Source organism: Pseudomonas sp. GL_103 (assembly GCF_057835175.1).
In genome coordinates this window covers 3,635,340-3,659,775 of record NZ_CM174420.1, presented here as the reverse complement: position 1 = coordinate 3,659,775, position 24,436 = coordinate 3,635,340, and the positions used below count along the sequence as shown (strand labels likewise).

General features: G+C 60.8%; 24 protein-coding genes. 5 read left to right on the top strand and 19 right to left on the bottom strand.

The window, feature by feature from the left end; all coding sequences use genetic code 11:
- Nucleotides 1-15: 15 nt before the first annotated feature.
- The 4 genes from AC3IP0_RS16430 to AC3IP0_RS16415 all read right to left on the bottom strand — a co-directional run bounded on the left by AC3IP0_RS16430 (nt 16) and on the right by AC3IP0_RS16415 (nt 3,411).
- Nucleotides 16-1,128 carry a succinylglutamate desuccinylase/aspartoacylase family protein gene (locus AC3IP0_RS16430; protein ID WP_489325326.1) on the bottom strand — a complete coding sequence of 371 codons (1,113 nt, stop codon included), beginning with the start codon at nt 1,126-1,128 and terminating at the stop codon, nt 16-18.
- Between the two features lie 9 nt (nt 1,129-1,137).
- Nucleotides 1,138-1,836 (bottom strand): ABC transporter permease, encoded by a 699-nt coding sequence (locus AC3IP0_RS16425; protein ID WP_489316165.1) that lies wholly within the window; start codon nt 1,834-1,836, stop codon nt 1,138-1,140.
- Nucleotides 1,837-1,848: 12 nt separating this feature from the next.
- Nucleotides 1,849-2,538 (bottom strand): ABC transporter permease, encoded by a 690-nt coding sequence (locus AC3IP0_RS16420; RefSeq protein ID WP_150756328.1) that lies wholly within the window; start codon nt 2,536-2,538, stop codon nt 1,849-1,851.
- 96 nt (nt 2,539-2,634) lie between these two features.
- Nucleotides 2,635-3,411: an ABC transporter substrate-binding protein gene (locus AC3IP0_RS16415; protein ID WP_489325324.1), complete on the bottom strand. Its 777-nt coding sequence runs from the start codon at nt 3,409-3,411 to the stop codon at nt 2,635-2,637.
- Nucleotides 3,412-3,854: 443 nt separating this feature from the next.
- On the opposite strand from AC3IP0_RS16415, the gene AC3IP0_RS16410 reads away from it, so the two are divergent.
- A complete protein-coding gene (locus AC3IP0_RS16410) occupies nt 3,855-4,664 on the top strand; it encodes a hypothetical protein (protein ID WP_489325322.1) in 810 nt (269 codons plus the stop codon).
- 151 nt (nt 4,665-4,815) lie between these two features.
- On the opposite strand, the gene arsH is transcribed toward AC3IP0_RS16410, so the two are convergent.
- The 4 genes from arsH to AC3IP0_RS16390 are packed head-to-tail and all read right to left on the bottom strand — an operon-like array spanning nt 4,816 to nt 7,677.
- The gene (gene arsH / locus AC3IP0_RS16405; RefSeq protein ID WP_489316162.1) at nt 4,816-5,511 is read right to left on the bottom strand and encodes an arsenical resistance protein ArsH; all 696 of its coding nucleotides are present in this window, start codon (nt 5,509-5,511) and stop codon (nt 4,816-4,818) included.
- Nucleotides 5,512-5,522: 11 nt separating this feature from the next.
- Nucleotides 5,523-5,993, bottom strand: a complete 471-nt coding sequence (locus AC3IP0_RS16400; protein ID WP_489325320.1) for an arsenate reductase ArsC — start codon at nt 5,991-5,993, stop codon at nt 5,523-5,525.
- Nucleotides 5,994-6,022: 29 nt separating this feature from the next.
- Nucleotides 6,023-7,306 (bottom strand): arsenic transporter, encoded by a 1,284-nt coding sequence (locus tag AC3IP0_RS16395; RefSeq protein ID WP_489316160.1) that lies wholly within the window; start codon nt 7,304-7,306, stop codon nt 6,023-6,025.
- 23 nt (nt 7,307-7,329) lie between these two features.
- Nucleotides 7,330-7,677 (bottom strand): metalloregulator ArsR/SmtB family transcription factor, encoded by a 348-nt coding sequence (locus tag AC3IP0_RS16390; RefSeq protein ID WP_489325318.1) that lies wholly within the window; start codon nt 7,675-7,677, stop codon nt 7,330-7,332.
- A gap of 153 nt (nt 7,678-7,830) precedes the next feature.
- On the opposite strand from AC3IP0_RS16390, the gene AC3IP0_RS16385 reads away from it, so the two are divergent.
- Entirely contained in the window at nt 7,831-8,334 is a 504-nt protein-coding gene (locus AC3IP0_RS16385) for a GNAT family N-acetyltransferase (RefSeq protein ID WP_489325316.1), read from the top strand.
- Between the two features lie 42 nt (nt 8,335-8,376).
- Here AC3IP0_RS16385 and AC3IP0_RS16380 read toward each other — a convergent pair whose 3' ends face one another.
- The 11 genes from AC3IP0_RS16380 to AC3IP0_RS16330 form a co-directional block, all read right to left on the bottom strand.
- Nucleotides 8,377-9,210: a DUF2950 domain-containing protein gene (locus AC3IP0_RS16380; protein WP_489316158.1), complete on the bottom strand. Its 834-nt coding sequence runs from the start codon at nt 9,208-9,210 to the stop codon at nt 8,377-8,379.
- An 80-nt stretch (nt 9,211-9,290) separates the two neighbouring features.
- Nucleotides 9,291-10,826: a DUF3300 domain-containing protein gene (locus tag AC3IP0_RS16375; RefSeq protein WP_489325314.1), complete on the bottom strand. Its 1,536-nt coding sequence runs from the start codon at nt 10,824-10,826 to the stop codon at nt 9,291-9,293.
- Nucleotides 10,827-10,990: 164 nt separating this feature from the next.
- Nucleotides 10,991-12,268: a peptidase MATCAP family protein gene (locus tag AC3IP0_RS16370; protein WP_489316156.1), complete on the bottom strand. Its 1,278-nt coding sequence runs from the start codon at nt 12,266-12,268 to the stop codon at nt 10,991-10,993.
- An 87-nt stretch (nt 12,269-12,355) separates the two neighbouring features.
- On the bottom strand, nt 12,356-14,482 hold the full coding sequence (locus tag AC3IP0_RS16365; RefSeq protein ID WP_489325312.1) for a TonB-dependent receptor family protein: 2,127 nt from the start codon (nt 14,480-14,482) through the stop codon (nt 12,356-12,358).
- A gap of 109 nt (nt 14,483-14,591) precedes the next feature.
- Nucleotides 14,592-15,332 carry a Mut7-C RNAse domain-containing protein gene (locus AC3IP0_RS16360; RefSeq protein WP_489316154.1) on the bottom strand — a complete coding sequence of 247 codons (741 nt, stop codon included), beginning with the start codon at nt 15,330-15,332 and terminating at the stop codon, nt 14,592-14,594.
- Nucleotides 15,333-15,505: 173 nt separating this feature from the next.
- Nucleotides 15,506-16,312: a lytic transglycosylase domain-containing protein gene (locus AC3IP0_RS16355; protein WP_489316153.1), complete on the bottom strand. Its 807-nt coding sequence runs from the start codon at nt 16,310-16,312 to the stop codon at nt 15,506-15,508.
- A 317-nt stretch (nt 16,313-16,629) separates the two neighbouring features.
- On the bottom strand, nt 16,630-16,821 hold the full coding sequence (locus tag AC3IP0_RS16350) for a cupin domain-containing protein (protein WP_489325311.1): 192 nt from the start codon (nt 16,819-16,821) through the stop codon (nt 16,630-16,632).
- A gap of 669 nt (nt 16,822-17,490) precedes the next feature.
- Nucleotides 17,491-17,694 (bottom strand): hypothetical protein, encoded by a 204-nt coding sequence (locus AC3IP0_RS16345; RefSeq protein ID WP_043302433.1) that lies wholly within the window; start codon nt 17,692-17,694, stop codon nt 17,491-17,493.
- Nucleotides 17,695-17,762: 68 nt separating this feature from the next.
- Nucleotides 17,763-17,987 (bottom strand): hypothetical protein, encoded by a 225-nt coding sequence (locus AC3IP0_RS16340; RefSeq protein ID WP_008019294.1) that lies wholly within the window; start codon nt 17,985-17,987, stop codon nt 17,763-17,765.
- A gap of 28 nt (nt 17,988-18,015) precedes the next feature.
- Nucleotides 18,016-18,267: a hypothetical protein gene (locus tag AC3IP0_RS16335; protein WP_043302427.1), complete on the bottom strand. Its 252-nt coding sequence runs from the start codon at nt 18,265-18,267 to the stop codon at nt 18,016-18,018.
- Between the two features lie 259 nt (nt 18,268-18,526).
- Complete coding sequence (locus tag AC3IP0_RS16330; protein WP_223455646.1) at nt 18,527-19,429, bottom strand: LysR substrate-binding domain-containing protein; 903 nt, start codon at nt 19,427-19,429, stop codon at nt 18,527-18,529.
- A 251-nt stretch (nt 19,430-19,680) separates the two neighbouring features.
- On the opposite strand from AC3IP0_RS16330, the gene AC3IP0_RS16325 reads away from it, so the two are divergent.
- The 3 genes from AC3IP0_RS16325 (at nt 19,681) to AC3IP0_RS16315 (ending at nt 24,319) form a co-directional block, all read left to right on the top strand.
- Complete coding sequence (locus AC3IP0_RS16325; RefSeq protein WP_489325310.1) at nt 19,681-20,880, top strand: agmatine deiminase family protein; 1,200 nt, start codon at nt 19,681-19,683, stop codon at nt 20,878-20,880.
- Nucleotides 20,881-21,201: 321 nt separating this feature from the next.
- The gene (locus AC3IP0_RS16320; RefSeq protein WP_489325309.1) at nt 21,202-22,491 is read left to right on the top strand and encodes a polyamine ABC transporter substrate-binding protein; all 1,290 of its coding nucleotides are present in this window, start codon (nt 21,202-21,204) and stop codon (nt 22,489-22,491) included.
- 118 nt (nt 22,492-22,609) lie between these two features.
- Nucleotides 22,610-24,319, top strand: a complete 1,710-nt coding sequence (locus AC3IP0_RS16315; RefSeq protein WP_489316149.1) for an amidase — start codon at nt 22,610-22,612, stop codon at nt 24,317-24,319.
- The last annotated feature ends 117 nt before the right edge of the window (nt 24,320-24,436 follow it).

The window sequence follows — 24,436 nt, the reverse complement described above, 5'->3', positions numbered from 1 at the left end:
TTGAACTCTCTGGAGTCAGTCGCTGAGCAAGCGACCCTGGCGAATAGGGGTGACGCCTGCCACTTTGGCCAGCCACAATCCCGGCTGGGCAAAGCGCAGCCGTTCGCGGGCATAGAGAATGCCGTCGGTGCTGGCGCTCACCACGCTATGGCGGTCGGTCAGCGGGTCGATGACCTCGAATAGCGGATCGCCGACCTTGACCTGGGCGCCCAGCGGTTGCAGAAAACTCACCACACCCGGATGGGGCGCACAGGCGTACTGCGCGCCGGCGAATGGCATGGCCTGGCAATGGCTCGGTGGTGCCGCTGGCCAGTCACCGCTGATCAGGCCTTGTTCGGCGAGATACCCGAGAATGGCTTGTGCACTGTCGAGGCATTGCTCGCGCTCGGTGTCTGCCATGCCACGCAGTTCGATGGTGGTGGCCGCGCACGCCAAGGGAATGCTGGCTTCGGGAAACAGCTCGGCCAGGCGTAGCCATGCAATGGCGCAGGCTTCGTCGAAGGCACTGCCGCCCGCATCTTCGGCCAATAACGTGACCCCGGCGCCGAGGCGGGCAGCCAGTGACTGCAAGCGTGGCCAGACTTGCGGCATCGCATACATCAACATGATCGATTCGAAATCGCAGTGCAGGTCCAGCACCACATCGGCGTCACAGGCATGCTGCAGCAACAGGCGGCGCAGGCCGTCGAGTTCCGAGGTCGGTGCCGGCATGGCGGCGAGGGCATCGCCCATGGCGCGGCGGATGAGTGCGATGTTGGCGTCGGCATCGTCGCCCAATCGGCCTTCCAGCAGCGGCGCAACGGCATCGACCAACTCCGGGAAATCGCGATTGAAGTTCTTGCCGCTGGAGAACTCGAAGCGCCCCTGATGGGTGGCCTGGAACATCTGGGCGATACCGATCGGATTGGCCATTGGCACCAACTCGATCACCCCGGTCAGGCGGCCTTGGGTTTCCAGTTCCAGAAGACGGCGCTTGAGCTCGACGGCAACGCGCATCCCCGGCAATTCGTCGGCATGCAGTGACGCCTGGATGTAAGCCTTGCGTGGTCCGCTGCCAAAACGGAACAGCGATAGCGTTCGTTCGGTGCCCGAGGCACTCCACGGCAACAGGTATTGAATGTGCTCCATAGCAGCTCCTTAGTGCTTGCGCGGTGCCAGATACGCCAGCCAGCGGCGCTCGGCCAGCTTGAACAGACGCACCAGGATGAAGGTCAGGGCGAGGTAGATGAGGCCGGCGGTGATAAACGCCTCGAACGGTAGATAGAACCGAGAGCTGACAGTACGCGCGGCCCCGGTGATGTCGACGAGGGTGACGATGGAGGCCAGGCTGGTGGTTTGCAGCATCATCAGCACTTCGTTGCTGTATTGCGGCAATGCCCGGCGCAAGGCCGACGGCATGAGAATGCGGCGATACAGGGTCAGGCGTGACATGCCCATGGCCCTGGCGGCTTCGATCTCGCCATGGTTGGTGGATTTCAGACTGCCGGCCAGCAGCTCTGCGCTATAGGCACTGGTGTTGATCGCGAAGGCCAGGCAGGCGCAAAAGGTGGCGCTGGAGAGGTAAGGCCAGAGCACGCTTTGGCGCACCGCTTCGAACTGCGCAAGGCCGTAATAGATCAGGAACAATTGCACCAGCATCGGCGTGCCGCGAATCACGTAGGTATAGAGCCAGGCCGGGAAGTTGATCAGCGGCGATCGCGACACCCGCATCAATGCCAGTGGAATCGCCAATACCAGACCCAGGGCCAGGGAAATGAACAGGACTTTGAGGGTCAACAAGGCGCCATTGAAGTACAGCGGCAGGTTTTCCCAGATCAGGTTGTAGTCGAGAATCATGGGTAGCTCCCCTCACAATTCGGCGGCTTTGATGCCGACCGAGTAGTGTTTTTCCAGATAGCGCAGCACCAGCAAGGACAGGCTGGTGAGCATCAGATACAGCGCCGCCACCGCGAGGAAAAACGTGAATGGCTCGTGTGTGGCATCCGCTGCGTTCTTGGCTTTGAACATCATGTCCTGCAAGCCGATCACCGAGATCAGCGCGGTGGATTTGGTCAGCACCAACCAATTGTTGGTAAACCCCGGGATGGCGAAACGAATCATCTGCGGTACCAGAATTCGCCAGAACACCTGCGCACCGCCCATGCCATAGGCCACGCCGGCCTCGGCCTGACCCTTGGGGATCGCCATGAAGGCGCCACGAAAGGTTTCCGAGAGGTAGGCGCCAAAAATGAAGCCCATGGTGCAGACGCCGGCGATAAAGGGGTTGATGTCGATATAGCGGGTGTAACCGAGCGCCAGGGCGATGCGGTTCACCAGATCCTGGCCGCCGTAGAAGATCAGCAGGATCAGCACCAGGTCTGGAATGCCGCGAATCAGGGTGGTGTAACTTTCCCCGAGCATGGCCAGCCATTTGAGCGGTGACAAGCGAAAGGCCGCGCCGACCAGGCCCAGGGCAATCGCCAGGGACATGGACGTCAAGGCCAGGTTTATGGTCAGCCAGGCGCCATCGAGAATGCTCGATCCGTAGCCGTGAAGCATGATGAAGTTCCTCAAGCGAGCGCCGCGAGGCGCGCAAGACAAGCCCCGACAGACGCCTGCGGAGGGCCGCGCCGGGGCTGGGGTCAGGGGTAAGGCTTACTCGCCGTAGATATCGAACGCGAAGTACCTGGCCATCACTTGCTGGTACTTGCCATTGGCGCGAATGGCGTCAATCGCGGCACTCAGGCGCGCAACGTTGGCAGTGTCGCCTTTGCGCACGGCGATCCCCGCGCCTCGGCCAAAATATTTCGGGTCGTTGATGTCGGGCCCTGTGAGTGCGAAGCCCTGGCCGGCGGGTGTCTTGATGAAGCTCTCATCGGTGTTGACGATGTCGGCGAGGGTGGCGTCCAGACGACTCGAGGCGAGATCGAGGAAGGCTTCATTCTGTGAGCCGTAGCGCACCACGACGACGCCGGCTTTTTCCAGTTGCTCGGTGGCAAAACGATCGTAAGTCGAGGAGCGTTGCACGCCGACTTTCTTGCCCTTGAGGTCCGTCAAAGGGTCATTGATCACGTTGCCGGCCTTCATCGCGAACTTGCCTGGCGTGTGGTAGTACTTTTTGCTGAAGTCCACGGATTTCATCCGGTCTTCGGTGATCGACATCGACGACAGCACGGCATCGATCTTGCGCACTTTGAGCGACGGGATCATGCCGTCGAACTCTTGAATGACCCACTCGCACTTGACCTTCATTTCTTCGCACAAGGCGTTGCCGATGTCGTAGTCGAACCCGCTGACGTTGCCTTCGGGTGTCTTGAAGGAGAAGGGCGGGTAGGCGGCTTCGATACCGATACGCAGGCTGTCTTCGTCGGCATGTGCCAGGAAACTGAAAGCGCATAGCGCCAGAGCACCTAGAAGTTCTGTCTTGTTCATATTGTTGACTCCTTGGAGGGCATTTGGGGGAAACGGGTGCCCGCCATCCGGGTTGGCGCGGTGGATCAGTCCTGTGATCGGCGAGGCTATAAATGACACAATAAAAATCAACATGCAAGATATCTGAAAATAAACATATCAGTTTGAGGCGTGACGATGCTCCAAATGGGTCAGGTTGAAGTTGTTGCTCAACCCATGCGTCAGTCCTGATGCTCTTTTTTTTGAACTCGGGCTGAAAGCACTTATCCAAAAAAATGTGGGAATGTTTCCCACGCAACGATGCCAGCTGGCTCTGAGGGATCGTGCGGATACCGCAGTGGTTCGATAATGCTGCAGATTGATGGCCGTGCCGGTTGGCCGGCTGCTCCAATGGGCGGCCGGAAACTCACTGGACATTGCGTTCGATACGGAGATGAGTACGCAACTCCATGCGGAGGTGCATCATGCTGCTCAAGAAATGTTTATTGGCTCTGGCCATCGGCGGAGTCCTGTCGGCATCGACTGTCCTGGTGCCCGATTACATCGGTAGTTTCTCCAGCGTGTATGCCAAGGATGGCGGCAGCGGTGGAGGCGGTGGTGGTCACGGTGGCGGTGGCGGCTCTGGAGGTGGTGGTCACGGTGGTGACGGCGGAGGCGGTCACGGTGCCGGCGGCCATGGCGGAGAAGGTGGCGATCATGGTGCAGCAGGCCATGACGGTGACGGTCATGGAGGTCCGGGGCGCGGCGACGCTGACCATGGTGGTGTAGCCGGGAACAAAGGCCCGGGCAATGCCCATGACAACGACGCTGACGACGCTGATCATGATGCGGACAACGATGCCGCAGATGCAGCCCGGGACGCTGCCAAGGCTGATGCCAAAGCAGCCCGGGACGCGGCCAGAGCGACTGCGGATGCAACCCGTGATGCGGCAAAAGCCACTGCCGATGCCGCCCGGGACGCCGCCAGGGCTGAGGCGGATGCAGCCCGGGATGCCGCAAAAGCTGCTGGCGTAGCCGGCGCCGATGCAGACGCGGCCAGAGACGCGGCCCGTGCCACCGCGGATGCCGCCCGTGACGCCGCCAAGGCTGAAGCAGATGCCGCCAGGGATGCTGCCCGGGCTACCGCCGATGCCGCGAGGGACGCCGCCAAAGCCGAGGCGAAGGCAGCCAGAGAGGCCGCCAAAGCCGTGGCGAAGGACGCCAGAGAGGATGTGGCGGACGCCCCGGATGCCCCGGACGAACCGGATTTCGACGCGGTTGAGGTCGAGAACTGAGCCTGCACGTTCGGCAATGAACACGGCAGGCATACCGTAGAAAACGTCCCGGGAGTTTGAGGGACGTATCGGCAAAGAGTCGCAAGCCCTGAAACGTCGTGGGGTTTGCGACTTTTTTTCGGCTATTGAGCCTGGTGGAACATCTCTACAGTCAGATCGACCGCTGATTCACGCGCTGACTCAGTTCCTGCGCTGACTCTTTGCGTTCCGAGTAGCGATCAACCAGATCGGGGCGATCCCGTAGCAGCAGGGTAAATTTCACCAGTTCCTCCATGACGTCCACGACCCTGTCGTACAGCGACGAGGGTTTCATGCGATTGGCGTCGTCAAACTCCAGAAAAGCCTTTGGCACGGAGGATTGATTGGGGATGGTGAACATGCGCATCCAGCGTCCCAGCACACGAAGTTGATTCACCACATTGAAGGACTGGGAACCGCCGCAGACTTGCATGACCGCGAGGGTTTTACCCTGGGTCGGGCGAACGGCCCCCAACGCCAACGGCACCCAGTCGATTTGCGCCTTGAACACCGCAGACATGGAACCGTGGCGCTCTGGCGAGCACCAGACCTGGCCTTCGGACCACTGCATCAGTTTGAGCAGTTCCTGGACTTTCGGGTGATCGGAGGGCGCGTCGTCCGGTAGCGGCAGGCCTGAAGGATTGAAGATCCGTGTCTCGGCGCCGAAGTGTTCGAGCAACCGGGCTGCTTCCTCGACCAGCAGGCGACTGAACGACCGCGCACGAGTCGAGCCGTATAGCAACAGGATGCGCGGCTTGTGCTGGTCGTCGCGTCCATGGGCGATGGGCTGGGTCAGTGACGTGTCGAGATGGGGCAGGGGATGGGTCATGGGGGCTCCGGTCAAAGCGTGCCGATGCGGTCGAGTTCCCGCTTCAGCGCATCGCGGTCAAGTTGTGCAAAAGGCAGGTCGAGCAATGCCCTGCAGCGTGTTTCGATGCGGGCCAGGGTTGAGTGGAACGCCGCCGATACCGTCGCTTCATCTCCCTGTATGTCCGATGGGTCTTCCAGGCCCCAATGAGCTTTCAGTGCCGGCCCGAAGTACACGGGGCATGCCTCACCGGCGGCCTTGTCGCAGACCGTGATGACGATGTCCGGCGGGTTGGCTTCGAAAGCCTCATTGCCTTTGCTGCTCAAGCCGTCGATGGCAATGCCGGCCTCTTGCAACGTGCTCAGGCTGCGGGGCAGCACCTGGCCCTTGGGGAAGCTGCCGGCACTGATCGCCTCAAAACCTTCGGGGGCGAGATGGTTGAACATGGCTTCGGACAGGATGCTGCGACAGCTATTGGCGGTACACATAAACAGAACGCGCATGGTGACTCCTCTTTGCAGTCGCACAGGGGCTAAACGCTCAGGCGCAGGGCCAGGGCAGACAGGGTGATGAACAGAATCGGCAGGGTCAGGACCACGCCGACCTTGAAGTAGTAGCCCCAGGTAATGCGGATGCCCTTGCGCTCCAGGACATGCAGCCAGAGCAGGGTGGCCAGGCTGCCGATGGGGGTGATTTTTGGGCCCAGGTCGGAACCGATGACATTGGCGTAGATCATGGCTTCACGCACCACACCGGTGGCGTCGCTGGCCTGAATCGACAGGGCACCCACCAGCACCGTGGGCATGTTGTTCATGCCCGATGACAGCAAGGCCGTGAGCAGTCCAGTGCCCAACGCGGCGCCCCAGATGCCGAATTCGGCCATGCGGTTCAGGGCCATGGTCATATAGGTGGTCAGCCCGGCATTTTTCAGCCCGTACACCACCAGGTACATGCCCAGCGAAAAGATCACGACCTGCCAGGGCGCCTCACGCAGCACCCGTCGCGTTGAAATCACATGCCCACGCGCCGCCACGGCGAACAGCATCGCGGCACAGACCGCTGCGATTGCGCTGATGGGAATGCCCAAGGGTTCCAGGGCAAACAGCCCGATCAGCAACAGAGCCAGGACAATCCAGCCGACGCGGAAGGTCAGTGGATCACGCACGGCGCGTCGCGGATCCATCACGTCATCGAGAGAGTAGTGCCTGGGGATGTCACGCCGGAAAAACCAGTAAAGCACCACGAGCGTGGTCGCCACGGCAACGAAGTTGACCGGCACCATGATGGCGGCGTACTCGCTGAAGCCCAGGTCGAAGTAGTCGGCCGAAACGATGTTGACGAGGTTGGACACCACCAGCGGCAAGCTCGCCGTGTCGGCAATGAAACCGGCCGCCATGACGAACGCCAGGGTAGAGGCTGGCGAAAAACGCAGTGCGAGCAGTATTGAAACGACGATGGGGGTCAGGATCAGGGCTGCACCGTCGTTGGCAAACAGGGCGGATACGCCGGCCCCCAGCAGTATCGTGAAGACGAACAGGCGCCGCCCGTCACCCTTGGCCCAGCGCGCCACATGCAGTGCGGCCCACTGGAAAAACCCGGCCTCATCGAGCAGCAGACTGATGATGATGAGCGAGATGAACGTCGCGGTGGCGTTCCAGACAATGCTCCACACCAGTGGAATATCGCCCAGCGTCACGACGCCTGCCAGCAGTGCCAGGACGGCCCCCAGGGAGGCGCTCCAGCCGACGCCCAGGCCCTTGGGTTGCCAGATGACCAACACCATGGTCAGCAGGAAAATGGTAAACGCAGTAAGCATGCACAGTCTCGATGAATGAAGGGTCAGCAGCAGGCGGAAGTGTTGAGCGGGCGGTCGCCCATCGCGGCGAGGCGAGTGCTGTCGTTCGCAAGCCAGTCGGCGTTTGCCAGCAAGGTTGTCTCGAGAACGTCGCGAACCCACGCGGGCAGGTCGGGGTTGAGCCGGTAATACACCCACTGTCCCTGGCGGCGGTCGAGAAGCAGGCCGCAGCCGCGAAGCTGTGCAAGATGGCGGGAAATTTTAGGTTGGCTGTCGTCCAGGGCACAGACCAGTTCACACACGCATAACTCGCCTTCACGCGTGATGAGCAAAGTGGCCCGGGCGCGGGTTTCGTCGGCCAGGCATTTGAATACGGCGGCAGGATTGAGCATTGGCGTGGCTCGATACATATGGTTATTCGAATATACGATTTTCCATATGTGTTATGCAAGCCGCTCTGGCTCGAGAAGGGAAGGCTCGGCCCGGATGTTCAGGTATGGGATAGACTCGAGCCAATTCGGCACAAGACACAGGAGAGGTGATGAATGGAATCGTTTAGCGTACGCGAGCTGAAAATGACTGACGCTCAAGCGTTGCTGGCTTTCGAAATCCGGAACCGTGAATGGTTCGAATCCCATATCGATGCGCGCGACCCTGCTTTTTACTCGTTGCAGGGTGTCGCCGATCACATCGAAAGCTATTTATCCGATTTCGCCATCGGTGCCTGGCACCCCTTTGTCATCGAGGGTTCCAGCCAGAGAATCGTCGGTCGAGCCAATCTGAAAAGCATCGATTCATCGACGGGTTCTGCGCAGGTGGGCTATCGGATCGATCAGCGCGCATGCGGCCAGGGGCTGGCAACACTGGCGCTGAGGCACCTGATCCAGGAGGTACGGATGCGCTGGGGACTTGCGCATCTGGTTGCGTATGCCTTCAGGGAAAACGCCGGCTCCAGAAAAGTACTGGATCGGTGCGGATTCAAGCTTGAGCAACCACCCTGCAACGACAACACGGGGGGCGAAGACCGATTTGTCCTGTCGATCAGATAAGTGCTTTCAACCGTTCTGAAGGCTTGAAGCAGGTCACGCCTGCTAGTCCTGATCTTCAGCCACCTCTTTCCAGCTGTCATCCGGATCAAAGCGCTTCATCGCCAGCGCCAGTTTTTCACCCTCGGGCCCCAGGTCTTTCTCGAACACCTGGCCTTCATGACTGATCATGAAACTCATCACGCCGGTGTCGTTGTACTTCACCGGCCAGGCGATCAGCGCAAAGCCCCGGCTCATCTTGTCACCGATGAGGTAACTGTAGGCACCGCCCGGTGCCGAAGGACCCTGGCCATCAAGGATGCGGAAGCGGTAACCGTGCCATTCTTCGTCGGCAATGGCTTTGCCGAACGAAGGCCCCAACGGGCTGATCTGGCCGCTGTCGTCTTCCTCCCAATAAAGTCCGTCGTGCTTGCCGGGGGTGCTGAAGATTTTCTGCGCATACTCGAGTGCGCCGTCATCGTCTCGATCCACCGACGCATAGTCCATCTGGGCGTCGTGATAGGCCAGCACCGATTGCACCGCGGCAAGTTCATTGCGGCCGATTTGACGTGCACGGATCTCGGCGCTGCCGGCCTTCATGTCAAAGCGCCAACCGTTCTCGTTCTTTGTCAGGGGGATAGGCAGTGTCCAGTTCTTGCTGCCAACCGCCAGGATGGCCTTGCGGTCGCTGGTGTTTTCAATGTGGTGTTGCTCGCGGTACTGCTGCAAAAACGCATCCACATCTTCGCGCTGTACGCCTTCGCGGGGGATATAGCTGTGCCAGTCGCTGCCCAGCAGCTCGGTCAGGCGTGCCTGGTCGGAGTGTTCGGTGCCCAGTGCTTCGACAAAGGCTTCTGCGGCCTTTTCAGGCGTTGGAAAGGCCTGCTGTGCCGTCGCCATGCACGACCACAACAAGCCGGCGGCTATAACCAGGACATGAGGGAGCAAGCCCGTGAGTCCCTTCAATCGAGGATGGTTTTTCAACGGCGGCCCCCCCTTTGACGCGCTGGTGGATTGGACGGCCGGCTGACCTGGTGCCCGGCCGGTCGCGAGGCACTGGGGCGTTGGGCGGATGCCTGGCTGGCCCGGCCACGATTGGCCTGGACGTTGGCCTGGGACGGTGAGCGTGCGCCGGCGAATGCATTGTTGCGGGCACTGCCGGCACTGGCGGCGGGCCGTTTATTCGTCGCTTGGCGCGTCTGCGCGGAGCCTTCTCTGCGCTGATTCAACTGGGAACTCTGGTTCCTGGCCTGCTGGGTTTCTCTCCTTGGCTGTTGGTTCTCCCGGGTGTTTCTGGCCGTGCCCTGGCTTCTGTCCGCCGCCTTGGGCCTGTCTGCACCGGCCTGCAGCCGATCGCCGCCTGCGGTTCCGGACTGGAGTTTGCGCGTTTGATCACGGGCTTCGCGGTTGCTGGTGGCTGGTCGTTCGATACCGTGCTTGTCCATTGAGCTGCGGGCATTTTCACGGGCCTGGGCGCGTTGGGCATTGTCCCCGCGATAGGCTTCACGCTGACTGGCGCCGTTCAGTTGCCGACCGTACTGTGCGCGGCTCGCATTGTCTCGATAGGGCACGCCATTGCGATGCACCGGGTTGTGCTGCCATTTGTTGTTGGTGATCCGGTTGTTGGCATTGATGTTGTTGTAGCGATTGACGTCGATGTCGACGTCGTTATTGCCCCAGTCACATTCACCCCACAACGATCCAACGATCGCCACACCGGCACCGAACGCGAGTCCGGCCATCAGCGCCTGACCAGGGTAATAGGCCGGTGGCGGTGGATAGTAAGCGGGCGGCGACGCAGGGTAAGCCCAGGTGCCGTAGGTGGTTGTCGGGTTATAGGTGGGGACGTACACCACCTGCGGATCGGCAGGCTGAATGATGATGGTGGAGTTGCTGGCCGGAGCCGATTCAGGGGCGGGAGCCGCAGTCGTGGTCGCCGGTGCTGGCGACGGGAGATTCTGGATCGTCACGTTCTGATACTGGTTGCTCTGCAGGTTCCCGGCTGCCTGTGCCTGGCGACGCAAGCGTTGCGCGCTTTCCATGACATCGTCGGGCTGCGCCAGGAAGGCATCACCCAGGCGCTGGACCCAGACGGGGTCCTGCCCCAGCAGTACCAGAACCTGCGGGAAGGCGACCAGTGCCTGCACGCTCGGATCCCAGGGCTGGTTCGCCACCTGTTTGACCGCATCGTCACCCTTGGCGTCCGGGTGCGCTTTGGACCAGTTGACTGCCTCGCCGACTTCCCCGGGGTAGGTGGTGGCCATCAGCACCTGTGCAAACAGCGGGTCCGGGTACAGCGCAATGGGCGCCAGCATCTGATCCAGCTGTTCCTGGGTAAATACCGGATCCTTGGTCACCGGGGCGGCGGGCGCTGCAGTGGCCGCGCTTGCCGGTGCGGGGGCTGCGGCGGGTGCCGGGGCCGGTGCGGCGGCGGTCCCATCCGTACCCAGTGCCAGGCAGGAAGATCCGCTCAAGAACAGTACGGCCGACAACGCGTAGAGTAATGGATTGTGCATTGCACCCCCCATGGGGTCAGGCAGGCTTGAAATGAGTGGATCAATCCCGGCAGGTGAAGCCGACTTTGCAAGCCACAGAGCCCGGCCCCGACACCGCTTTCTAATGGTAGCAGTTGATTTTAAAAACCCGGGTTGACTTTAAAACGGTGTGATCCTGTTCCTGATCAAAGTGCGCTGGCATCGCTTTCGTGTTCTTCGGCGAATGCCATGAACACCTCCAGGTCCAGCACATCCAGCTTGATCTGGGCAATGAACGCCGAGAAGGCCAGGTTCGCGGCCAGCAGGCGCAGGTCGCTGGCCCAGGCCGGAAGATAGACCGGCCCCTTGAGCCAGCCGGATTCGAACAGAGGTGCCAGGCGCACGGTGTCACCCAGGCTGAGGCGCCCGGCAAACAGATGCCCCACCAGTTCTGGCCGGTTATCGCGGATTGCGATACGCAGCAGGGTGTGGACGCCGAGCAACCCGGTCAGGTAAGCGGCATCCTTGGTGAATGCCGAACCGCCCCGCAGGTCGGCGCCGCGGAATACCCGTTGGGTCGAGCGGAAGGATTCCTCTTCTGTCTGCCCGGCCGCCAGAAAACCTTCGAACACCTGGATGAAGTCAGCCCCCTCCAGCGCCTGCTGGACGGCGAGCACGCGCAGGGCCAGGCGGCGCAGGCGATTGATGTCCATGCTGCCGGTGAACAGTTCGGCCAGGGTGGCAATGCCTTCCTGGGTCTGGGTGGTGCGGGGCGCCCCCAGGCCCAGGCTTGTCAGGTTGGGCTGGCGCGCGCCGTTCTGTGCCGTGGCGACATGCACGAAAGCCTCGTGTTGCAACAGCTGATGCTTGTCCAGCTCCGAAAACAGCGCGCTGGCCCGCAGGCGAATGCGGCTCGATCCGGCGATGGCCTTGGCGGCCAGGTTCGGATCGAGCACGACCGTGATCTGCCCGGCACCGAAGAAACGGTCCAGTTCCGGTTGAATCCAGGCGGCGAACGCCTTGGCCGGGATCTCGGCCGGGCAGGGTGGAATCCGCGCACCGCCCAGCAGGGCGTCGGTGGTCTTGAGGAAGAACCGGGCCGCGTCGAGCATGCTCAGTTGCAGGCGCGTGTAATAGAAATCCGGGCGCCGGTACAGCGCCGACGAATATTGGGTAAAAGCGGGAGTGCCAATGGCCCCCAGCATATGTCCGGCCGTGGCATAGCTACGGGCGGTCATGGCCAGGAAATTCCCGGCCGGATGCCCCACATCGCAATGGCTGATAAAGGTTTCCAGGGCGGCGATGTCGGCGCTGTGCTCGCGGGGTTGCAACTCGACCTTGGGTAACTCGGCACGCCCGCCGCGCCATTTCGCCAGGAAGTCTTCCTCGACGCCATTGGGCCAGGACAGGGCATCCAGCACGCGGATCTTGCGGGTCAGGCCGGGCAGGGCGGCATCGAGTTCGGACAGGGCGGCGGCGCTCATGGAGATCTCCTTGAGGGACGAAGTGACGTTACAAAAGCTTAGTCGTCGCGGGCGGTTGTGTGCGTTTACGAAGTGAGGTAAACGGCCTCAGAGCAGGCTCCACGATACCCCGACGTACATCGCCATGCCTTCTCCGGGGGTGGATCGCGCCGCATCCAGACCTTTGTCGTCGTAGCCTGGCGTGACCGTGGCGGCATAGTGCTTGTCGGTCAGGTTGCGCATGTCCAGCCAGGTCTGCCAGTCGCCCTTGGGGGCGTTGTAGCCCAGGGTCGCGCCGAATATGGCGTAGGGATCGGCGTAGTAACTGTTGGCGTAATCGACCGCTACCTTCGACACCCATTGCGTGTTGACCGCGGCGAAAAAGCCTTGTGGCCAGTCGTAGCGCAGTTCGCCCTGGTAATAGTGCATCGGCAGGCCCGGCAGGCGGTTGTCGCCGAATCGCTCATCGTCGCGGTAGTGGAAGTCACTGAAGGTATAGCTCTGGCGCAGGCTCAACTGGCCGCCATCGTCCGGCGACCAGAGGGGGCTCAGCAGGCTGGCTTCCACGCCCTGGTGCACGGTAGGGCTGGCGTTGAGCTCGTAGGGCGTGGTGGCGTTGGCGTCCGGCAACACCGACAGCAGTTCGTGGCGCACCTGGGCGTAGTACCAGGCCAGGCTCCACTGCCCCAGCGCGCTGTCACCGCGGCCGCCGACTTCCAGGGTGGTGGCGGTCTGGTTTTGCAGCGTGACCGGTTGGCGCTGGGCGCCCGTGGCAACGCCGCTGCCTGCAGGGAATCGAATGTTCGAGCTATAGATCAGCGACCACGGGTGCGGTGCCTCGACCGAGCGGCTGAGATTGCCGAACAGTTGCAGGTCAGGTGTCAACTGGTAACGCAGGCCCACGCGCGGGGCGTAGTCCCAGTCGTGCAGGCTGGTCTTGCCACCTTCTTGCGGGTAGGTGACATCGCTTTCACGGCGGGTGTAGATCGCAGCGAGGCCGGTGGTCAGCCACAGGTCGTCGGCGATCTCCAGGTCATTGCCGGCATGCAGGACCGTGTCCGAGCCCTGATAGGTGAAGTTGCGAATCAGTGTGCCTGGTGCATAACCGGCGGTGTTGCCGGTGGGGATGCGCACGAACTCACTGGCGCCGGCATTGGGCAGGTGTTTGGTCATTCGCAGGCCCAGGGTGCTTTGGCTTTCCAGCCCCCAGATGGTGTCGCGACGCTTGTAGTCGAACGTGCCGCTGACGTCCGTGTACGCCACTTTCAGGCGGTTCGGGCCCTCGCTCAAGTCCATGGGATAGTCGTGGTAGACAAGGCCGGTCTGGATGCTCGAATCGTCATCGATGTAGTAGGTGGTCTTGTTGCCGATAAAGGTGCTGCCCGGCTCGTCGCGGCGGTCGTCCCGCGCCACGTAGGCCGGGTTGGCCGCCCGCGGGTCGTGCTCGATGGAGTGCTTGGTCACCCGTCCTGCGAGGTCGTTGTCGGTCTGGCGGTGGCGCAGGTAGAAGCGTGTTTCCAGGTTGGGGTTGACGCGATAACCGAAGTTGGCGATTACACCCTGGCTCTCGCTGGCCGTGTGGTCCTGATAACCGTCGGCGTTGGCGTCGGTCATGGCCACGTAGTAGTCGAAGGCGCCGAGCACCTGTCCGGAACTGACCTGGCGCTGGAGGTAACCGTGGCTACCCGTCGCGTAGCGCACCTGCAACAAGGGTGAGTCGTAGCCGGTATGGCTGACGTAATCGATGGCCCCGCCCAGAGCCAGGGCGCCCCGGTCGAACCCGTTGGCGCCGCGCAGCACTTCCACATGGTCGAGCCACAGTGGTTCCAGCAATTCATAGGGCGTGCCGCCGGGGCCGGTCAGCGGCAGACCGTCGAGCATGGTGTACAGCCCCGAGGCATGGGCGCCCGGTGCGCGGTTGATGCCTGATCCGCGGATCGAGATCTTCACCCCTTCGTTGCCCGCCGACTGGGCATAGATCCCCGGCTGGTACGCCAGCACATCCTGATTGCTGGCCACGCGGCCCTGCAACGCACGGCGCATGTCGACCAGGTTGGTGCCGCCGGGCACCTGGGCCAGCCGGGCCCTGGCGTCCTCGATCCCCTGGTCTTCGTCGCTCTGGTCCTCGGCCCCAATCAGCACTTGTCCCAGCTCCAGGCCCTGAGCCTCGGTCATGGCCGGACAAACAAGGGCCAGGCCCAGCAGCGCAGCGGGCAAGGAATGAGGCGAGGGCATTGGGGAAACTCCAGACGTACGGGAACGGGCAATGAACAGTGCGACGCAAGAAGGAACGAAGGGAGCACATGGCAATTTTGTTATTTTTTTGCCCGCCAAGGGCTGGCGGCTATCGGTTCAGCAGCGGTGCCAGCAATGCACACATACCGCGCCAGTGCGAACCCTCCCAGTAAATCCGTTGGCAGGCGTCGCAGCGCAGGAAGTGCGAATAGAGGGCGCCAATGCGTGGCGGCACCTGCGTCCGGGCCAGTTCCAGGCTGATCTCGTGCAGCGGCAGGTTGCAATGAAGGCACAGGCTGAATGGTCGTGCGCTACGCGCCAGGTCGAGGCGCTCGTACAATTCGCGCAGCTGCAGCGACGGTTTCAGGGCATGCACATAACAGCCGTGGCTGATGATTCGCCGCTTGAGCAGTTCGCGGTCGCGGGTCAGCACGATACGGCCTTGCTGCGCAGCGATCTCGGCGATCTCGCCATCCTCGAAGCCATTGTCGTAGAGGGTGTCGAAGCCGCTCATGCGCAGCAGGCTGGCCAGCCCGCCAAGGTGCGCATCAGCGACGAAACGCAGCACCCGTAAAGGTTGCGTTCGAACCTTCAGCAGGGGGCTGATGTCCAGCGCTTCGAACTTGGGATACACCGCCAGCCGGTCACTGTCGAGGATCACCCGCTCCAGGCCCACCGACTCGCCGTTGAGCAGCACCAGTTCGACCTCGGTGTGCGGCACCCCGAGCGCCTCGATCATGTGCTTGACCGTCGCCCCTTGCGCGCACTGGCAGGTAAAGGGTTGCCGCCGCCGGTCGGCCGGCAGGAAATCGTTGAGCTCCTCGTAGAAGCGGAAAGTTGCACTGGTCATGTTGAACAGTATGGCAGGGCTGCAGGATGAGCGTTTCTGGTCCAGACATCTTCTGAATAGCCCCTGATCTTGTAGACATTGAATGACCGTTGTTGGCCGATTTCTGCCCCTCACGGAGGGCCGCCGTGGAGGGGCCGGCGTATTACCTATTCCGGGTTATGCGCCCTACGGTACTAGCGATGGTTGCGATAGCGTTCGGTCAAGGACTGCACGAGGGTGACGTAGGATTGCGTCTCGCCGTAGGGAGGCACCCCGTTGTACTCGACCACGGACGCTTCGCCGGCGTTGTAACCTGCCAACGCCAGCACCTGGTTGCCGTTGAAGCGCTTGAGCAGCCAGGCCAGGTAGCGCACGCCGCCACGAATGTTCTGTCGTGCGTCGAACGGATCGTCCACGGCGAAGCGCTCGGCGGTGGCGGGCATCAACTGCATCAGCCCCTGGGCGCCGGCTTCGGAAATGGCGTTGGGGTGAAACGCCGATTCGGCATGTATCACTGCGCGGACCAGCGCCCTGTCGACACCATAATGACCCGAAGCGGCTTCGATCTCCCGCCGATATGAATGGGTGTCCAGGCGCAGTGAGGCGACCTTGAAATCCTTCGGCGCCATGCACAGATAGCAGCCCTTGATGTAATAGAGCTCAAGGACATCGACCCGTGCGGAGATCCCGACGGGGCGCCGGCTCACATATTGACGAATACCCTTGTGGATGAAGGTGAACACCCGAATCCGCACCGCGCCTGGGTCGTCGTCCCGCACAACCCGTGGCAGGGCCATTGCCTTGGCGCCGACACCGGCGCCCGCCATGCCATTCAGGCGAGTGCAGCGGGCGCTGGCGATGGCTTGGCTGGTGTAGCTGATGGCGCCGTCCCTGGCTTGGCACTTGAACATGGCGCTGGCGCACAGTGGAGCGACCAGCAAGGTCAGCTCGATGCAGCCAAGAAGGCTCTTGCGAGCCCATCGCCATGCTCTGGAACTCATCACATCGCTCCGCGCCGCAGGCGCCGATCAGGCCTGGGACGCCTGGCCCGGGCGCTGCCTTTGGAGGGCCTATTCTGGGTGACCCGCCTTTTGTTCTGATAGTTATACCCCTTGTAACCGGCCTTGGAACTTACGTTGACGTACGGGCTGCCGGCGTTCCCAGGCGAGGCGCAGGCCTGATTGCTCGCACGACGCGTCGTCCCGGCTTGCCAGGGCCGGGCGCAAGTCCGATCCGCGGGTGACGGACCCGGAGCCGGGGCGGGACAGGCCCAGGCAGGCGACGGCAAAGTTGTCGTCGTTATCCGCCCGGGCCGAACTCATCCGAGAATGAAATACACCTTGCGCACCGGCGTGATGTTTTCCCAGGTTCTCTTGTACCCCGCCGCCAACACGAACGAATCCCCCGGCCAGAAGGTCTTCTCCATGCCGTCCGCATCGGTAAGGCGCACGGTGCCTTCGAGGATGTGGCACATCTCGTCGTAGTCGCACTCGCATCTCGGTCTACGCACTGACCGAAACACGGCTGCTTCCTGCGAAGATCCAGCGGTTCATCGAGTTCATACGCGACCATCTCAACAGTGCTCGATGCCTGACGACTGGATAGGGGGCATCCCGACGCAAACGAATGTCTCCTTCTGGCCGTTCTCTGCCGATCATGGTTACAAAGCGTGCTGGTCAAATCCGATGCAATCGGTGGTCAGAACGAATGCAAATGACTGGTCAGGTCGAATGCAAGCGGGTGGTCAAGTGGAGTGCAATTTCGCAGTCATCTGACATGGTCGCTTCTCCAGTTCTTGTAGAAATCGTGGCAGCGACCAAAAAAATGGCCCGCATGCGGGCGGGCCAAATGGGAATTCTTCAAAGGAGCAGGGTTAATCTGCGCTCCACCATGTGAGCGATTGGTGAAAAGCATGTCGCAGAAACGAAAAAACCCGGCACATTAGCCGGGCTCTCTGTAGATGGGCCAAATCCCTTTGGCTGACTGTATTGTGCTTGGTAGGTGTGACGAAGGCATGACAGGGGCAGATACGAGAAGCCCGGCTCTGGACCGGGCATTTGAGTTACATCGGTACGACCGCCAAGCCGCTACAACATCTCGCCGTCATACCACGCGCCTACTCCGCCTTCCCCCGCACACTTCTTCTCGCCTTCATAACCCGCCAGCTAGTTTGTGCCGTTCAATGGAGAACCCTGCGACTCTCTCCAATCCTGATCCGATCAAGCGCCCGGTTTAATGCGTCCAAGGCATCGAGGAGAGCTTTCGCCTCGGCTTCCCGGCCATCCCCCCATAGGCGTTCAGCCATTTTGTTCAGGGCTTGGATAGAACGCTCAATTTCAGCAGCAGTCACTGCTGCTTTACTGTCCGTCAGCTTCTTCTTCATTGAGTAACCGTTTACAGGGCATTGCTTGTATTTCAGATCTAGCGCGAATACGCCCGCCAGACGCATGGCTATTCAGCCTTCCGGACAATCCTTCCCGCCTTCACCTCATCTGTGTAAGCAGTCAGCCGATCAGCTTGCTCATGCAGCTTTTCGATCGTCTCCATTGCCTCCAGAAGCTCTGTATCCCCGCGCTGTTTTGCAAGCCTGAACATTTCCAGGGCAGCTTCTTCGAGGGAATATGCAGCGGCTTTCAAGTCGCGGCGTAACTCTTGATTGGGTTTGTTAAGTGCCATGACAACCTCCTGCCAATCCCTTCCGCGATCATTGGCAGTGGTCTGCCTTCGCCGGCCGGACTACCTGACCTGCACCGATTTCTTTAATCCAGCCATCTAACCGATTCTCACCTTGCTGGAAGATTGTGATCATCCTTCGAAGCGCCTCAGCGTCTGGTCCATTACCTGCGTGGCTTAGCCGCTCGGCAATCCGAACTAACTCCACGGCCGACCACTTCAGATCAGAGGCGACACCCTGCAGATCGCGCTTCAGGTCCTGCACTGGTTTGTTGAGCCCCATCATCACCCCTTACAAGCCCCCACAACACTAATCCGATATTCAGCTGCGAAATTGCACTCTACTTGATCACCCGCTTGCATTCGACCTGACCAGTCATTTGCATTCGTTCTGACCACCGATTGCATCGGATTTGACCAGCACGCTTTGTAACCATGATCGGCAGAGAACGGCCAAAAGCAGCAGTTCAAGACTCCTAAAAATCCAGAGGTCATTCAGCTTTGTGCTGAGCCACGTGAACGTTAAACCGCCCAAACAACGCTTACGGGTAGGCCGGGACTATCTTTGCCTGCTCGATCAGCCAATCGATGAGCAAAGCTATCTCAGGGATATCGCGACTCTCCTCGTTGCAGATGCAGAAATAGTCCATCCCCGTCGGCACCTTCAGTGCAAAGGGCTGCACCAGGCGGCCCTCATCCAAATCGCGCAATGAATTGATCTCGTCGCTGAGTGCAACACCATAGCCATCTCGCGCCGCCTGCAGGGCAATGCCAAAGTCTTCCAGATGGACATCGGCATCACCTGGGTAAGGCAAGCGCGCCTCAAGTAGCCAGCGCCGCCATTGAGCGCCGTCATCCTCATGCAATAGGCGGTGGTGAACAAGGTCGGACGGCTGCTTGAGCGCACGCGGGCCGCGCAGCAATTGCGGGCAGCAGACGGGAAACATATGCAGGCTTTGCAGTGGTCGCCACCAGAAACCCTCCCACGTCGGAGCGTCGTAGAGCACGGCGATATCGGCCCTGCGCCAGTCCACCTCGCTGATGTCGTCGGCAGTAATGACGCGCAGGTGAATGTGCGGATGTTCTGCACGAAAGGCGAACAACTTCGGCATCAGCCAGGCCGCGCCAAAAATCGGTTCTGTGGAAATGGTCAGGACTTTCGTCGCCGGCTCCTGGAAATACGCCTCGGAAATCTGTCGCACCCCTTCGGTGATCTCGCCGATGCCTCGAGCTACCGAACGTTGTAGAGCCAGGCCTCGTTCGGTCAGCACCAGGAAGCGGCCCTGCTTGTAGAAAAGATCGATGCCGAGTGAGCTCTGTAACGCTCTTATCTGCTGGCTGACAGCCCCGGCGGTGACATGCAGCTCAGCGGCGGCCGCACCGACATGGCCCAGCCTTGCAACACATTCAAATACGCGAAACGCATGGAGCGGAGGTAAGGGCATGCGGGTTTACCATTTAGTTTTTCTGCCTGTTTTTTTGACAATTTATATAGATTGATTGTGCCTTGAGCAACCGCAAAGATTCAGTGGAGGGAGGCCAAAGACAACAATTCAATAGGTGGCCCTACGAAGCACAGGCAACAACAGGTGTGGCAAGGAAGCGATGAGGGGTGGGCTCGGTGCACCTCTACCTGTTTCGCTCGTGTGCCTTGGTAAATGAAATATCTGGCTGGATAACCTGGGGGACTCGTTACATGGATAAAGAACAAGACATTCAGTTGGCAACAGAGCGGTTGATGGCAGATCAAGCCGCAATGGAGGGGCCTACGAACCCGGGAAGGCGCCGGTTCAATATGGGCGCGTTGGTGGCTATTACTGCAACTGCCATCGGTACATCAGGGCTTGGACGCTTGGCCCGAGCGGCGGAGCCCAACCCTGCCTCCGATGGCTATCGGGTGCCGGCAGAGTGGGAGCCACACCAGAGCGTGTTGATGGCGTATCCCTATGACAAGAGCTACAAGGACCAGCTGAAACCCATGCAGGATTCTGTCATCAACGTAGCGAATGCCATTGCGCAGTTCGAGCCGGTCTTGATGATGGCGATGACCGGCAATACCGAGGTTGTACGCAAGCGCTGCGGCCCTAACGTTACTGTCATCGAGTATCCATACAACGATTGCTGGACCCGTGATACCGCGCCAGTATTCGCGCTGAGCCCATCAGGGCACGACATGCTGGGACGCGATTTCATTTTCAACGGCTGGGGCAACAGGTGGTCGGCCACCCTGGATGATCAATTGCCCGTCGGTGTCTGCGCCACCCTTAACGTGCCTAAATCACCAGTCAATATGGTGTTTGAAGGTGGCGCGGTGATTACCGATGGGCAGGGCACGCTCATTACCACCGAACAGTGCCTGCTCAATCCCAATCGTAACCCGAGCATGACCAAGGCACAGATCGAGACCGCGCTGCTGCGTGCCTATAACGCGACCAAGATGATCTGGCTGCCGTATGGGGTGTACGGCGACGACGGCGCTGCCGCTACCGATGGGCATGTCGACCTGGTTGCTGCCTACATCGAGCCAGCCCATCTGTTATTGAATTACCCGTCGGACCCAAGCAACCCCAACGTGCCCAGGATGGCGGCAAACCTGACAGTGCTGCAACAAAGCACCGATGCAAGGGGCCGCCCCTTCAAGATTACCAAGATGCCCGTTCAGCCAACATTCAAGGTGTCAGGCCTGACGGTGGAGAACTTCAGCTACATCAACTTCTACAAATCCAACGTCGGCATCGTGGTTCCTACTTCAAGCACTCCTGCAGATGAGATTGCCTTGAATCTCTTCCGGGAGATTTCTCCGGGACGGCCAGTCGTGGGTGTCGATGGCACCATCCTTGCCAACAATGGCGGTGGTGTGCATTGCATCACCCAACACATTCCTAGTGTCGGTTAGCTCTGAAAGAATTGCCGCCTATGAGACGCAAGCAATAGCCAGACTGCTTTCCCTCGCAGGGTTGGGCCAGTTCGGCTGATCCAGCCCTGCGCGGGGAATCACCGCCTAACTCCAAAAGATGACGTGCCCGCGTTTGTGCATGCCGCTGCCTGGTGCATCCCGTCAGCGCCTGCACGAAGCGTAGGAGACATCGGCGTCAGACCCTATCGTTTAGTTTTTTTGCTTTAATTACTTGTAGTTTATATAGATTGATTGTGATTCAAGCAGCCGTAACAATTCATTTGGAGCTAGGCCAAAGACAATAATTCAAAAGGTGGTCCTATGAAGTACAAGCAGCAACAGCCGTGGCAAAAAATCGATATGGGAGCGGACTCGGTGTCCTGGCGCACCGCCCGCGTTGGAGTCGGCAGCCTGCGTGCCGTCCTGCTGAAAGCTCTGACGATGCTTGCTGGCCCGGCGCTGGCAGCCGAACGAGTGGGCACCATCTCCCAAAGCTGTGAGAAATGGATCAAGCATCAACTCCCCCGTACGCTCCTCGCTACGATCTGCAGCCTAGGCCTGCTGAGCGCTAACGCTAATGCGGAAGAGCGCACCCTGCGTGTCTACAACTGGTTCGACTACGTCGCGCCGCAGACCTTGGACAACTTCAAGAAGGAGAATGGCGCAAAGCTGGTCTACGACATCTTCGACAGCAACGAAACCTTGGAGGCCAAACTGCTCACCGGCAACTCCGGTTATGACGTGGTGGTGCCATCCGATAGTTTCCTCGCCAAGCAAATTCAGGCCAACGCGTTCCAGCCACTTGACCGAAGCAAGCTACCCAACTGGAAGCATCTGGACCCGCAATTGATGAAGCTGATCGAAGCCAACGATCCGGGTAACCGTTTCGCCGTGCCTTATATGTACGGAACCGTGCTGATCGGTTTCAACCCGGCCAAGGTCAAGGCTGCGCTCGGCGAGAACGCGCCGTTGGACAGCTGGGATCTTATCTTCAAGGAAGAGAACATTGCCAAGCTCAAGCAGTGCGGCGTGGCACTTCTCGATTCGCCGACGGATATGATCCCCATCGCCCTCCACTACCTGGGCCTGCCGCCCAACAGCACTGAGGCCAAAGACTACGCGAAGGCCGAAGAACTGCTGAAAAAGATCCGCCCCAACGTCGCCTACTTTCACTCCTCAAAATACATGACCGATATCGCCAATGGTGACATCTGCGTGGCTGTGGGTTACTCCGGCAGTTTCTCCCAGGCGGCCAATCGCGCCAAGGAGGCCGGCAACGGCGTGGTGGTGGATATGCGCTTGCCCAAGGAAGGCGCACCGGTCTGGTTCGACGTGCTGGCCATCCCCAAGGATGCGAAGAACCCGGATGATGCCCATGCCTTCATCAACTACCTGCTGCAACCGCAGGTGATTGCCCCGATCAGCGACTACGTCGGTTATCCCAACCCGAACAAGGACGCCACTGCCCTGGTCAGCCCGGGAATCCGCAACAACCCCAACCTCTACCCCTCCGCCGACGTCCAGACTTCTCTATTTGCGCTAGTGCCATTGCCGTCCAGCGCAGAACGCGCTCGCACCCGTGCATGGACCAAGCTCAAGTCGGGAACCTGACAGTAAATGGTGCTGCGCCAGTGAAACTCAACGGAACCAGGCACATGGCCGATGCGGTTTCGCTGGCACGCTGCGCCAATCAAGCCACCTTAAAGACCCAGTAGCCAGTGGTAACAGCATGATTGAAGTAACTGAGGTTTCTATTGCCGAGCTGCGCGCAGCCCTTGACGCCGGCCGAACCACGGCAGTTGAGCTGGTCCAGGCCTATCTCTCACGAATCGATGCCTACGACGGCCCCAACACGCCCACCGCCCTCAACGCGGTGGTGGTGCGCAACCCGAATGCGCTTGAAGAAGCGCAGGCCTGCGACGCCCGTCGTGCCCGTGGCGAGACCCTCGGTCCGCTCGATGGTATTCCCTATACAGCCAAGGACAGCTATCTGGTCAAAGGCCTGACCGCGGCGTCCGGCAGCCCGGCCTTTAAGGACCTGGTTGCCTATCGCGATGCGTTCACCATCGAGCGCTTGCGCGGCGCCGGTGCCATCTGCCTGGGCAAGACCAATATGCCGCCCATGGCCAATGGCGGCATGCAGCGCGGCGTGTATGGCCGTGCCGAGAGCCCGTACAACGCGGACTACCTCACTGCACCCTTCGCCTCGGGTTCCTCCAACGGCGCAGGTACGGCCACCGCCGCCAGTTTCGCCGCCTTCGGCCTTGCTGAAGAAACCTGGTCGAGCGGCCGCGGGCCGGCCTCAAACAATGGTCTGTGCGCCTATACACCGTCGCGTGGGGTGATCTCGGTGCGCGGCAACTGGCCACTGACGCCCACCATGGATGTGGTCGTGCCTTATGCCAGGACCATGGCCGACCTACTCGAAGTACTCGACGTGGTGGTGGCCGACGACGCCGACAAACGTGGCGACCTATGGCGCTTACAACCTTGGGTGGCGATCCCCAGCGTCGCCTCGGTGCGTCCTGCCTCCTACCTGGAACTGGCTGCCAGGCCCGCCGCACTCGCCGGCAAGCGCTTGGGAGTACCGCGCATGTACATCAACGCCGACCCCGACGCGGGCACCAGCGAAGCGCCGGGTATCGGGTGGGCGACAGGCCAGCGGATCAACACCCGTGCCTCGGTGATCGCCCTCTGGGAAAACGCACGAAAGACTCTGGAAGCGGCCGGTGCCGAAGTGGTTGAGACGGATTTCCCGCTGGTCTCCAATTGCGAGGGCGATCGACCTGGGGCGCCGACGGTGTTAACCCGCGGCCTGGTGTCCAGGGAGTTCCTCCATCACGAACTGTGGGACCTGACCGCCTGGGCCTTCGATGATTTCCTGCAAGCCAACGACGATCCCAAGCTAAACCGTCTGGCTGACGTCGACGGCCCGCAGATTTTTCCGCACGACCCAGGCACTCTGCCTGACCGCGAAGATGGCCCGGCCATTGGCATGGACGAATACGTGCGCATGGCCAAGCGTGGCATCACCCCGTGGGATCAGATCACCACACTGCCCGATGGCCTACGCGGGCTGGAGCAGACCCGACGTATCGATCTTGAGGAGTGGATGGATCGGCTTGGGCTCGACGCGGTGATTTTCCCGGCGGTCGCCGACGTGGGCCCGGCGAATGCCGATGTCGATCCGCAATCGGCGGATATCGCCTGGAGCAACGGCGTCTGGGTCGCCAACGGCAACCTCGCCATCCGTCACCTCGGCGTGCCAACGGTCACCGTGCCGATGGGCGTGATGCCGGACATCGGCATGCCCGTCGGCCTGACGTTTGCGGGGCGCGCCTACGACGACTCAGCGCTGCTGCGCCTGGCGTCGGCATTTGAGGCCACCGGATCGAAGCGCTTGATCCCGGTGCGAACCCCACCCTTGCCAGGCGGCTGAAAACCGCAATGGGTCTGGCGCGATAAAGCGCCAATCCTGCCCATTCACGGCAAGCCCGAGCAACAGAAACCAACCTTTGCCCCAGCGAGCATTGCGTGAGCGTACGCATGCCTGGGT